5 protein-coding genes are annotated in these 12833 nt (G+C 71.2%); 3 read left to right on the top strand and 2 right to left on the bottom strand.

Annotated elements, in window-relative coordinates; all coding sequences use genetic code 11:
* Window positions 1-148: 148 nt before the first annotated feature.
* Together AIF0345_RS16240 and AIF0345_RS16235 are read left to right on the top strand one after the other, a co-directional pair.
* Window positions 149-1672: an NCS1 family nucleobase:cation symporter-1 gene (locus AIF0345_RS16240; protein ID WP_285296738.1), complete on the top strand. Its 1524-nt coding sequence runs from the start codon at window positions 149-151 to the stop codon at window positions 1670-1672.
* Between the two features lie 606 nt (window positions 1673-2278).
* Window positions 2279-3109 carry a MerR family transcriptional regulator gene (locus AIF0345_RS16235; protein WP_302473225.1) on the top strand — a complete coding sequence of 277 codons (831 nt, stop codon included), beginning with the start codon at window positions 2279-2281 and terminating at the stop codon, window positions 3107-3109.
* Between the two features lie 106 nt (window positions 3110-3215).
* Here AIF0345_RS16235 and AIF0345_RS16230 read toward each other — a convergent pair whose 3' ends face one another.
* Together AIF0345_RS16230 and AIF0345_RS16225 are read right to left on the bottom strand one after the other, a co-directional pair.
* Window positions 3216-6155, bottom strand: coding sequence for a cation-translocating P-type ATPase (locus AIF0345_RS16230; protein ID WP_285296736.1), 2940 nt, complete (start codon window positions 6153-6155; stop codon window positions 3216-3218).
* A gap of 128 nt (window positions 6156-6283) precedes the next feature.
* Window positions 6284-9733, bottom strand: coding sequence for a hypothetical protein (locus tag AIF0345_RS16225; protein WP_285296735.1), 3450 nt, complete (start codon window positions 9731-9733; stop codon window positions 6284-6286).
* A 436-nt stretch (window positions 9734-10169) separates the two neighbouring features.
* Here AIF0345_RS16225 and AIF0345_RS16220 point away from each other — a divergent pair, with 436 nt between their 5' ends.
* Window positions 10170-12737 carry a transglycosylase domain-containing protein gene (locus tag AIF0345_RS16220; RefSeq protein ID WP_285296734.1) on the top strand — a complete coding sequence of 856 codons (2568 nt, stop codon included), beginning with the start codon at window positions 10170-10172 and terminating at the stop codon, window positions 12735-12737.
* Window positions 12738-12833: the final 96 nt, after the last annotated feature.

Genomic DNA, 12833 nt, shown 5'->3' with positions numbered 1-12833 from the left:
GGCGCACTGCCGATCGCGCGCCCCGGGCGCGGGGCGCCCGTCGTCGTCACGGTGCGGGCCGGTGACGACAGCCGGCCACCGCGACGGCGGTGAGCCGAGCCCTCAGCCAGGCCCGCGCTACCTGACAACGGTGTGAGGAGAAGAAGACATGAAAGCACTGGACGTCCGCCACGACGAGCTGCGCCGCGGCGACACCGCGGGACGATTGTTCAACGACGACCTGGCCCCGGCGCGCGCGAGCGACCGCAGCTGGAACAGCTACTCGCTGTTCTCCCTGTGGATGAACGACGCGCACAACGCCTCGAACTACACATTCGCCGCCGCCCTGTTCATCGGGACGGGGACGCTCATGGGCATGACGCCGCTCGCGATCGTCATCGGGGTGCTCGTCGCCACCGTGATCATCTTCGCGGCGTGCTGCGTCTCGGGGCAGATGGGCTACGAGACCGGCGCGCCGTACCCCGTCATCAGCAGGGTGACCTGGGGCGTGTGGGGCGCGAACTTCCCGGCGATCGTCCGGGGCGTTGTCGCCATCGCCTGGTACGGCATTCAGACCTACCTCGCCTCCATCTCCCTGGAGCTGCTCCTCATGCGCATATTCCCGGGCATGCTGACGTGGAGCGCCTCGTTCCTCGGCCTCCGGCTCTCCGGGTGGCTGGCGTTCCTGATCCTGTCGGCCGTCCAGCTGGTCATCGTGTGGCGCGGGATGGAGGCGGTCCGGCACTTCCAGGGGGCCGCGGGCCCCACCATCTGGGCCATTATGATCGGCCTGGGCCTGTGGATGCTCTCCCGGGCCGGATGGCAGTTCCACTGGACGGTCAACGCCGACGGCGTGGCGCCGCCGGCGGGCACGCAGGCTCACCAGGTGCTGGTCACGGTGGGCCTGACGGTCGGCACGCTGGCGACCCTCATGCTCAACTTCTCCGACTTCGCCCGCTACGCGCCGAGCTCGCGCTCCATGGTCATGGGCAACCTGCTCGGCCTGCCGCTGAACTGGACCGCCTTCGCCATGACGTCGGTCCTGTGCTCGGCGGCGGCCATCGAGGTCTACGGAGTGGCCATCCACGACCCGGGCGAGCTGCTGTCCCTGGTCGACAACGACATCGTCTTCTACGTGGTGAGCATCGGGTTCATTGTGGCCACCATCGGGGTGAATATTGTCGCCAACTTCGTCTCGGCGGCCTTCGACCTGTCCAATGTCAACCCCAAGCGGATCTCCTTCCGGGTGGGCGGAATCGTCGCCGTCGTCGCCTCCATTGCGGTCACGCCCTGGAACCTCTACGGGAGCCCTGCGGCCATCACCTACTTCCTGGGCTCGCTGGGGGCGCTCCTGGGCCCCTTCTTCGGGATTCTCGTCATTGACTACTTCTACTTCAAGCGCGCACGCGTCGACCTGCGGGACCTGTACTCGCCGGCGCGCGACGGACGGTACTACTACCACCGCGGAGTCAATATGAATGCGCTGATCGCCTTCATTCCGGCGGCGATCATCGCCCTGTGCATCGCACTCGTCCCAGTGCCGCTGCTGCAGACCCTGGCCCCGTTCTCCTGGTTCATCGCCGCCCCGCTCGGATCGCTGTGCTACTGGACGGTCATGCGCGTGCGCGGGGTCGAGGAGCGGCTGGTGCCCGTGCCGACCGCCGAGGAGCGGAGCGGGGCGGAGGCCGCATAGGGTCCGAGTAGATCGTATAGATCATGCGGTCTGTGCGGGCTCCTCGGGTCGGGCGGCGCCGCGCCGTGCGGGCTCCGAACAGGTCCGGTGCGGGGTGCGACGGCGGCACGGCGACGCTGAGCGCGCGGCCGCGGAGGCGCTTGGCGCACGCCGTCGCACCCCGCGGCCGCCGGCCTGAACCGATCTCGGTGAAGGGGGCGGCTGGCGGGGCTCGACGGCGGCACACACGACTGCGGCCCGCGGAGCCGGGTTGTCTCTCCCGGCCCGCGGGCCTTTGTCGTCGAGGGGCTCAACTCCGGGTTCCCAAATCCGGAGGAGCGCGCCTCCTTCGCCAGAGCGACCGGTGCCGGGCTCCCTAAGACCCGGCTCCGTCTCGGAAACGACCCGGTCACCGGGTTCCCCAACCCTCGCGGCCCGCTCCGTCCGGCGGCGATTACTATGTAACCCGACCCGCCTGAAAACTTACCCCCATGAATCCTGGCAAGTTCCTGTGAACATCAGATCGTGGCGCTCGCGGGATCCAGCCGGCCCGCACCGACCTGCGCCGGCCCTCGTCTTGACCCTCGCGCTGCGTGAGGGCCCATGCTGTCGGGCGTGAGAGATGCTGTGCTTATGGAGCTCACGGACACTGCGCAGGGCCGGGCCGAGGGGCCCGGCGAGATGACGGTCGGGCGGGTCGCCGGGCTCGTCGGCGTCAGCGTGCGCACCCTGCACCACTGGGACGAGATCGGGCTGGTCGTCCCCTCGGCCCGCTCGTGGGCCGGCTACCGGCTCTACAGCGCCGAGGACGTCGCCCGGATCCACCGGGTGCTCGTCTACCGGGAGACCGGGATGCCGCTGGCCGAGGTGGCCCAGGTCCTGGACGACCCGCACGTCGACGCCGTCGCGCACCTGGCCCGCCAGCGCGAGCTGCTCCGGGCCCGCATCGCTCACCTGACCCGGATGCTCCGGGCGGTCGACACGATGATGGAGAGGAACAGCATGGGGCAGAACCTGACTCCGCAGCAGCAGGCCGAGATCCTCGGCGCCGAGTGGGGCCCCGCCTGGCAGGAGGAGGCCGAGGAGCGCTGGGGCGACACCGAGGAGTGGGCGCAGTCGGCCGCCCGCAAGGCCGCCATGACCCGGTGGGACTGGGCGCGCGTCGCCAAGGAGACGGGCGTCCTCGAGGCCGACCTGGCGGCCGCCATGCGCGAGGGCGTCGCCCCCGGCAGCGAGCAGGCCAACGCCCTGGCCGAGCGGCACCTCGCGAGCATCGACCAGTGGTTCGACGCGACCTATGCCAAGCAGGTGCTCATCGCCCGCGGCTACGTCGCCGACCCGCGCTTCACCGCCTACTACGACAGGATCGAGGACGGCCTGGCCGCCTGGCTCAAGGATGTCGTCGAGGCCAACGCCGCCGCCCACGGGGTGGACCTGGCCACCGCCGTTTGGGAGTGAGGCGGCGCCGGCGCTCTGCCGGCGTCGAGATAGACATTTTCGTACGAGATCGGCGGTGTCACCGTCTACCTCGTACGAAAATGTCTATCTCGAGGGGTGCGGCGCGTCAGCGGGCGCGCATCCGGCGCACCGCCTTGCGGGCCTCGTCGAACCACAGCACCAGGGAGGCCATCGCCGCCGTCACGCCCCAGTGCACCGCGTCCAGGCTCGACGTCGAGAACGCCGCCTGCAGGAGGGGCACCTCCACCACGGCGATCTGCGCCGCCACCCCCAGCGCGATTGCGCCCCACAGCCACCGGTTGACCAGCAGGTGGCTGAAGGCGCTCACCGTCTCCGAGCGCGAGTTCAACGTGTTGAACAGCTGGGCGAGCACGAGCGTGGTGAAGGCCGCCGTGCGGGCCGTGGCCAGGTCGTCGGTGGACACCCCCGTGATATCGACCAGCCCGCCCGGCAGGAAGATGTCGAGGGTGCCCAGCGTGGCGGCCGCCATGACGGCCCCGATGAGGAGCACCCCGCCCCACATGGCGGCATCCACGACGTGGTCCTCGGGCCTGCGGGGCGGGCGCCCCATGACGTCCTCCACGCTCGGGTCCACGCCCATGGCCAGGGCCGGGGCGGAGTCGGTGATGAGGTTGATCCACAGGATCTGCGTGGCCACCAGCGGCAGCACGACGCCGGAGGCCGACTGCCCGCTCAGGCCGATGACGCCGGCCAGCACCACCCCGCCGAAGACGGTGAGCACCTCGCCCATGTTCGACGACAGCAGGTAGCGCAGGAACTTCTTGATGTTGTCGAAGATGCGCCGCCCCTCGCGCACGGCGTCGACAATGGTGGCGAAGTTGTCGTCCGCCAGCACCATGGCGGCGGCCTCCTTGGTCACCTGGGTGCCGGTGACGCCCATGGCGACGCCGATGTCGGCCGCGCGCAGGGCCGGGGCGTCGTTGACGCCGTCGCCGGTCATGGAGACCGTGTGACCCTGCGACTTCAGGGCTCTGACGATCCGCATCTTGTGCTCCGGCGCCACCCGGGCGCAGACGCTGGTGGTCGCCACCGCCCTGGAGAGCTCGGCGTCGTCCATGCGGCTCAGCTCGCCGCCGGTGAGCACGCGGGCCCCGCGCTCGGCAATGCCCAGGTCGGCGGCGATGCGCCCGGCCGTGGCGGGGTGGTCGCCGGTGATCATGAGGACCCGGATGCCCGCCCGGTGCGCCTCGGCGACGGCGGTGGCCGCCTCCGGTCGGGGCGGGTCGATAATGCCGACGACGCCGGCGAGCACGAGGTCCCTCTCCAGCTCGGAGAGGTCCGCGTCCCCGCCCCCGGCGGCGAGGGCGACCCGGCGCGCCTCGTCCTCCTGAAGCACCCGGTAGCCCACCCCGAGGGTGCGCAGCGCCCGGCCGGACATGTCCTGGATGTGCTCGACGAAGGAGCCGCGCCGCTCCTCGGTGAGCGGGACGGCCGCCCCGACGACCCCGCCGGCACCGTCGTCGGAGCCGCCGACGCCGGAGCCGGCGCCCCCGACGGGGCCGCCCTCGCGGACCCGGGTGCAGCGCTCGAGGAGGACGTCCGGGGCGCCCTTGGACACGATGATCGTGGTGCCGTGCTTGGCGTCGGTGTACAGGACGCTCATGAGCTTGCGCTCACTGGTGAAGGGCACCTCGCCGACCCGCTCGAAGCGGCCCTCCCGGCTCCCCTGTGTGCCCAGCTTGCGCTCGGCGACGAGGAAGGCGCCCTCGGTGGGGTCGCCGACGACGCTCCAGGCGCCGTCGTCCACGGCCAGCTCGGCGTCGGAGGCCATGGCCCCGCCGGACAGGACCACGGTGACCTCGTCGCGCAGGGCCCCGGCCAGCGGCTCGGGGTCGGGTCGCCCGTCGCGGTCGGCGTCGGGGGCGACCTCGCCGTGCGGGGCGTAGCCGATGCCGGTGACCACCGTGGTGCCCGAGGCGGTCGCGACCTCCTGGATGGTCATCTCCGAGCGGGTGAGGGTGCCGGTCTTGTCCGAGCAGATGACCGAGGCCGACCCGAGGGTCTCCACGCTCGTGAGCCGCTTGACCACGGCCTTGTGGAGGGCCATGCGCTGCACGCCGAGCGCCAGGACGACCGACAGGATCGCGGGCAGCCCCTCGGGGACAGCGGCCACGGCCAGCGAGACCCCCAGGAGGAGGGCGTCGATGAAGGTCTCGGCGGTGCGCTCGGTCGCCAGGAGCAGCAGGGTGGCCACGACGACGACGGCGATGACGACGACGATCGCCCCCAGCGTCTTGGAGATGACGTGGATCTCCTTCTCCAGGGGCGTGTCCTCCTCATCGACGGCCTGCAGCATGCGGGCGATCCCGCCCATCTCGGTGCCGGCGCCCGTCGCCGTCACGACGGCCCGCCCGGTGCCCTGGGCCACGGAGGTGCCGCGGTGGACCATGCAGGTGCGGTCGGCCAGGTCGGCGTCGGGCGCGACGGCGTCGGCGGTCTTGGCCACGGCGTCGGCCTCGCCGGTCAGCGAGGACTCGACGACGCGCAGGGAGGCGGCGGACAGGAGTCGGGCGTCGGCCCCCACCTGGTCGCCCTCGCCCAGGACGAGGACGTCGCCGCGGACCAGGTCGGCGGAGGGCACCGTGAGGCGGCTCCCGCCGCGCAGGACGGTGCTGGTGGCCCGCGTCATCTCAGACAGGGCGGCGACGGCGTCGGACGCCCTGCTCTCCTGGACGAAGCCGAGCACGGCGTTGAGGGTGATGACGGCCAGGATGACGAGCGCGTCCACGGGGACGCCGCGCGCGCCCTCCAGGACCCAGGCGATCGCGGAGACGACGATGGCGACAATGAGCAGGTAGACGAGCGGGTCCTGGAACTGGGCCAGGAGGCGCCGCCAGGCGGGGACCGGCGGCTCGCTCGGCAGCTCGTTGGGGCCGTCGGAGCCGAGGCGGCGGGCGGCCTCGGCCTCGCTCAGGCCGGCGTCGGGGCTGGTGCCGCAGGCGGCGGCGACGGCGTCGGGGCTCTCGGCGAAGGGTGCGGGCGGCTGGGCACTGGGCGTGTTCGTGGGTGCGGTCGGCGCGCTCATGAAGAGACTGTAGCCGCAGCCCCGCCTCGTCGAGAGAGACATTTTCGGATGAGATAGACGGTGACACCGCCGACCTCGTACGAAAACGTCTCTCTCGAGGGGCGCCAGCGTGAGGGACGTCCGGGGCCTCAGGCCAGGGAGGGCTGGAGGCCGAGCGTGCCCACCAGGTGCGCCCGGTAGGCCGGCGAGGTGACCTCGTCGAGCCAGGCGCGCGCCGAGGCCAGACGGCCCTCGATATCGAGGCGCTCGGTGACCTCCTCGTTGCCCTGGGTCGTGGTGAAGCGGGTCAGGGCCGCGATCGCGGACTCTGCCTGCTTGCGGTCGCGCTCGACCTTGGCGTCCACGCGCTCCGCGTACCAGTCGGAGGCCAGGATGTTCTCCCGCTCGAACAGGGCGCGCAGCTCCGGGCTCGACAGCGTCCACCCCTCCTCGGAGCGCCCGGAGTACATGATCTCCAGCAGCGCCTTGAGCGGCGGCACGGCCCACTGGATGGAGCCGTCGTCGACGTAGTGCTTGGCCACGACCCGGTGGGTGGCGACGATGACCTCCACGGAGTCGGCGAAGACCGCCGGGTCCTGCAGCTCGGGCCGCAGCATCTCCTCGGTGAACACGACGTCGGGGTGCAGGAAGATGCGCCCGAAGTAGGCCGTCGCGAAGGCGGCGTTCATGCGGTAGCCCAGGCGCGAGGCCTCGATGCGGCGGCCCTCGTGGTCGAAGTCCTCCAGGCGCTCCAGGTAGCCGGCCTCGATCAGGGCGCGGGCGTCGCGCTCCTGCGGGGTCATGCGCGAGAAGATCTCGGGCACCAGCAGGGAGATGTCGTGGGCGACCTTGACCTTCGGGCCGATGTAGCCCGCCGAGCTCAGCCAGCCGTCGTAGCCGCCCAGCGCGTAGGACAGCAGCGCGGCGTTGAGGTCGTAGACGGGCGGCAGCGCGTTGAAGGGCGACTTGGTCAGCGCCCCCTCGCTGCCCGCGCCCGTGGTGGAGGGCGACTTGCCGGTCATGGAGGAGATGAACTCCATGAACAGCTCGGGCAGCTCCATGTAGTGCAGCGGGTTGTAGGCGCACAGCGCGGGCACGCCCGGCTCGGGCGGGTTGTTGCGGCGTCCCGCGGCGACGACGTCGACGCCATGGCGCGCCGGGGCGGCCAGCGGCGCGTCCCGGCACAGGTGGATGGACAGGTCGGCCAGCGCGACGTCCCGGGGGTTGGCGATGTCCGGGCGCACCTGCAGGTAGCGCGGGTTCCTGGTGGGCGCGCCGCCGACCAGGCGCGGGTTCGCCGTCGAGGTCCAGTAGGTCTCCTCGCGCGGGTCGGCCGCCTCGGGGATCGCGGCCGCGCGCCGCACGAGCTCCTGCATGGGCTCGGTGAAACGTGACAGGCCGGGGGCGTCGGCGACCATGGCGCGGGCGTCGGCCGGGGTCAGCGGCTGGTAGTTCGAGATGAACAGACCCGTGCCGGACATGTCCCGCTCGGTCTGCTTGTCGTAGCCGCGCACAATGGCGTCGTCGGGGCGCTGGAAGAGCAGCGACTCGCAGTTGGTGACGAACTTGCGCGAGACGCTGGAGCCGGCCGTGGACTCCAGGCCGCCGGGCGCCACGATCGAGGAGGTGATGTCGTCCTCGGTCTGGACCTTGGCGGCCGGGGAGAAGTCCGGGCGCAGGGACAGCAGGCGCCAGGCGCCGTCGTCCTCGAAGCCCACGCGCAGCATGTTGACCTTGATGACCTCGCCGTCCAGGCGCAGCGAGTTGCCCTTACGGCCGTTGATAATGCCGACCGAGAAGTGGCTGCGCCAGTCCGCGCCCCAGCCGGGCTGGTAGTAGCGCTTGACGGTGAAGATGAGCTCCTTGATGTGGGCCGGGATGGACTCCAGGAAGGCGTTGTACTCCTCGGTGTACATGCTCGAGGGCGTCAGCAGCTTGATGACGCTGCCCAGCGAACGGCGCTCGGACAGGATCGGGCGGTGGTGGGCGCTCTTGTTGGCCGGGTCCACGAAGCGGTCGGCGTAGTCGCCGTCCAGGATCTTCTGCACGGCGTCGAGGTCGGCGTCCACGTCGCCCACGTAGGCCTCCCCGAACACGAAGGCGTCCAGGAGGGACTTGGAGATCTCCGACTTGCCGCCGCCGGAGACGGTGGCGGGCTTGTGCGCCTGGGTGGCCCACGGCGCGGTGCCCACCAGGTGCCACTGGGTGGCGTCGCCCTCGCGGTGCTTGGCGTGGACCCGGTAGCCGCCGGGGGCGATGTAGACCCGGTCGGCCAGCAGCGGGATGGAGGCCTCCCGGCCGTCCGCGCGGTCCCAGGTCACTGTCTGGGTGCGCATGGAGAAGTGCGCGCCCGCGGGCACCAGGACAATCCCCTCGTCCGGGCGGCCGTCGTCGTCGAGCAGGACCGCCGAGCCGTCCGCGCGCGCCTCGAAGCGGCCGGGGTTGCGCGCGAGCACCCGCTCGACGGTGGCGCCGGCGGGGGTGTGGACGTCGGTGTACTCCTGGCCCAGGTTGTAGCGCGGGAAGGCCAGGGCCCCGCCGGAGTGCTCCTCCTCCACGCAGCCGAACAGGTTGGCCGAGTAGCTGATCTGGGTCTTGACCTCCTTCTTGCAGTAGCCGTAGTAGTTGTCGGCGATAATGGTGACGATGACGCCGCGCTCGTCGCGGGCCACCAGCTTGAAGGCCTTGCCGTCGTTGTAGGGCTCGTCGGCGCCCCGCCAGCACATGCCGTCGCGGCGCTGGCGCTCGGTGGCCTCCTCCCAGGCCGGCAGCCCCAGCTCCTTCTTGGTCAGGCGGGTCAGGTGCGGGGCGAGGATGACGCAGCCGGTGTGCCCGGTCCACGACTCCGGCGCCAGGGAGGCGTCGTTCTCAGGCAGGTAGGGGTCCCCGCCGTTGCCGAAGATGCCCTCGACGAAGTCGAGGTTGGACACCAGGCCGCCGGGCGCGATGAAGCGGATCTCCATGGAGCGCTCGGCGGAGAAGCCGGGTACCTCGGGCACGACGACGGGGCGCAGCAGCAGGGAGACGAAGCAGCGGGCCGGATCGGCCTGGGTGGAGGCCCACGGCAGGGTCATGAGGTCGTCGGGGGCGTCGACGGCGGCCGCGAGGACGCGGGCGAAGACGTCGCGGGGCACGGCCTTCTTGTCGTCCGGGATGGGCAGGCCGCCCTCGGCGACGTGGAAGACGCCGGCGGTGGTGCGGCGGTCGTTGCGCGGGTTGTGCAGGACGCCGGAGAGCACCCTGTAGCTCTCGACGTAGTCGGAGGTGAAGCTGGTGGCGTCCACCGGCAGGGACAGCGCGCGGGCCAGGCCCGGCTGGTCCAGGACGAAGGTCGCCCCGGGCAGCCTCGGCTGCGCGGCGGCGCCGTCGAGGTAGGAGTCCAGGAAGGCCTGGATGCGCCGGTCCGCGGCGCACGGGCGGTTGGCCAGGCGGCGGGTCAGCTCGCGCTGGCGGGCCAGGATCGGCGCCACGAGGCGGTCGGTCTCGCGGTCGAAGTCGGAGCGGGCGGCGTGGTCCGGGACGGGGGCGCCGAGCAGCTCCAGGCGCAGCGCGATCGCTGAGTTCGCTGAGTTGGTGGGCGCGGCAGGAGAAGAGTTCATGGCGCCGAGCCTATGGCGGGACGCGACACACGCCGGTCTCATTGGCTCGCGGGGAGTGTCGGCGGCTCTCGGCGACTCCCGGCGGCTCTCGGCATCCGTGACGTGCTGCACACCACGGAGAGGGCGAGCGGGTCTCCTTGGTCACGGAATCGGTTACTGATTGCCACCGGGCGCATGGGGCGACGACGACGCCGGGGCGGCAGGCCCAGGCTCGGCAGTGAGGGGGAACCGCGCCGTTCTGCGCGATTGCCGGCAGCGCCGAGGCCGGGTGGACGGTGGGGCGCCCGCGACCCGACGGCGGGGAGGGGCGCGGGTCATGGGTTTCATTCGGGAGTCTCGCAGGCGCTTCCCGCTGTTCATGGCACGCCGAAGCCGCCATACTTGACGACAGTCCGTGACGGCAGTGCGCCGTCGTCCGCACAGAAATGAGGACCGCGTGGCAGACTCCGCTAACAAGGGCAAGCGACCGAAGGGCACGAAGCTGGCTCAGGCCGCGAGCCGCTACACCGGCCAGGGCGGTGCTCGGCAGACCGGGCCCGTCCCCGTGGGCGGCGCCCGCGGGAAGAAGGCGGGCGGGCGACCCGGTGTCCGGCAGGAGGCCACCAGGCGCCGTCGCTGGATCAACTACCCGCGCGCCGGCAAGGGCCCGGTGATGCGCTGGATCCCCGGGTGGCGCTTCTACCTGGGGAGCTTCCTGCTGCTCATCATCCTGGCCGTGGGGGCGTTCGCCGTCGCCTACGCGATGGTCAAGGTCCCCGAGCCCAGCGAGTTCGCCCAGGCCCAGACGACCACCGTCTACTACGCCGACGGCACCACCAAGATGGGCGAGTTCGCAGACGTGGACCGCACCATTATCGATACCAGCGGCTTGCCCGACTACGTCGGCAACGCCGTCGTCGCCAGTGAGGACCGCACATTCTACTCCAACAACGGTGTTGATCCTAAGGGTATTATCCGCGCCTTCGTGAACAATATGCGCGGCGGGGACCGCCAGGGAGCGTCCACCTTGACGCAGCAGTACGTCAAGAACTACTACGTGGACACGACGTCCTCCTACTCCGGCAAGTTCAAGCAGGCCATTATGGCCATCAAGATCGACCGGGAGATGAATAAGAAGAAGATCCTGGGCTCCTACCTCAACACGGTCTACTTCGGGCGGGGCGCCTACGGCATCGAGGCCGCCTCCAACGAGTTCTTCGGGCACCCGGCCTCCGAGATGACCGTCTCCGAGGCGGCGCTGGTGGCCGGCATCCTGCCCGCGCCGTCCACCTGGGATCCCGCCATCAACCCCGACAAGGCCAAGGAGCGATGGCAGCGCGTCCTCGACTTCATGCTCGAGGACGGCTACATCACCCAGGAGCAGCACGACTCCGCGACCTACCCCCAGACCGTGAGCTCGGAGAGCACCGAGACCTACGAGGGACCGAACGGCTACCTCCTCCAGATGGTGCGCAACGAGCTCCGGGACGAGAACGGGGCCAACCTGAGCGACCAGCAGATCGATACCGGCGGCCTGAACATCGTCACCACTATTAACAAGGACGACCAGGATGCCGCCGTCGAGGCCGTCAAGAACCTTCCCGAGGGGCACGCGGACAACCTGCACGTGGGGCTGGTGTCCGTCGATGCCACGAACGGCGGCATTCTGGCTCTGTACGGCGGTTCGGACTACCTGACCGACCAGGTCAACTCCTCGACCCAGGCCGTCGCCCAGGCGGGCAGTACCTTCAAACCCTTCGCGCTCATCGCCGGGCTGGAGGGCGGGCTGACCCTGTCCAACAGCTATGACGGGTCCTCGCCCATGCAGATCGGCGATGGCACCTTCACCAACTTCCAGGGCGCGCAGTACCCCCGGATCAACCTGATCCAGGCCACGACCGACTCGGTCAACACCGCCTACGTCCAGCTCAACCGCGACGTCGGGCCCAATGCCACCAACGAGGTCGCCACACGCGCGGGATACCCCGACGACACGGTCGGCATGAACTCCTACCTTCAGAACGTGCTCGGATCGGCCTCCCCGCACACCCTTGACATCGCCACCGCCTACGCCACCTTCGCCTCGCAGGGGACGCGGCGCGACACCCACATCGTCTCCACGGTGACCAACGGCGCGGGATCGGTGTCCTACACGCCCTCCACCGACGGGGAGAAGGTCTTCTCCGACGGCGTCATGGCCGATGCGACCTATGCCATGCAGCAGGTGGTCAACAACGGCTCGGGCAAGACCGCCCAGAGCCTGGGGCGCCCCGTTGCGGCCAAGACCGGCTCGTCCAGCGACAACAAGTCCGCCCAGTTCGCCGGGTACACCCCGCAGATCGCCACCGCGGTCACCCTCTACCAGGCCGGCGCGAACGGTGAGGAGGAGTCGATCACCCCCTGGGGCAAGTACGACGAGATCACCGGATCGACCTATCCGGCCGACATCTTCACCGACTACATGACTACCGCCCTGAAGGACCTTCCGGTCGAGGAGTTCCCCGATCGCACCCAAGGGTCCTACCAGGCGGGTGCCCTCGACAACGGGACCCCGGCGCCCGCCGAGGTGGACAACAGCACTCCCGAGCCCCAGCAGCCGCAGGCCCCCGAGCCCACGACCGTCCCCGAGCAGCCCGTCGGGCCCGGCCAGGGCAGGACCGAGGCCCCCGGCAACGGCGGCAGCCAGGGTGGCGGCGGCATTGACAACGGCGGCACTGGCGGTGGCCAGGGTGGCGGCACAGGCGGCGGCGGCATTGACAATGGCAATGGCGAGAATGGTGGCGGCCAAGGCGGCGGCGGCCAGGGAGGTGGCGGCCAAGGCGGCGGCGGCCAAGGCGGCGGCGGCCAAGGCGGCGGCGGCCAAGGCGGCGGCGGCCAAGGCGGCGGCGGCCAAGGCGGCGGCGGCCAAGGCGGCGGCGGCCAAGGCGGCGGCGGCCAAGGCGGCGGCGGCCAGGGAGGTGGCGGCCAAGGCGGCGGCGGCCAAGGCGGCGGCGGCCAAGGCGGCGGCGGCCAGGGCGGCCGCTGACGACGTCGCGGGGCGGGCCCCGGCTCCCGCCCCGTCGTCGTGAGCTGCCCCGAGCCGCGGCCGGGCGCTGCGCTCCTCGCGCGCCCGCGGTCCATC

Origin of the sequence: Actinomyces israelii (assembly GCF_030253495.1) — a bacterium.
In the GTDB taxonomy this organism is placed as follows: domain Bacteria; phylum Actinomycetota; class Actinomycetes; order Actinomycetales; family Actinomycetaceae; genus Actinomyces; species Actinomyces israelii.
Note: the sequence above shows the minus strand (reverse complement) of the source record. Positions and strands in the feature narration are given on the sequence as shown.

Bases quoted from the DNA above. Each gene is read 5' to 3' on its own strand.
- AIF0345_RS16225 (WP_285296735.1), bottom strand. From the start codon at position 9,733: ATGAACTCTTCTCCTGCCGCGCCCACCAACTCAGCGAACTCAGCGATC.
- AIF0345_RS16230 (WP_285296736.1), bottom strand. From the start codon at position 6,155: ATGAGCGCGCCGACCGCACCCACGAACACGCCCAGTGCCCAGCCGCCC.
- AIF0345_RS16240 (WP_285296738.1), top strand. From the start codon at position 149: ATGAAAGCACTGGACGTCCGCCACGACGAGCTGCGCCGCGGCGACACC.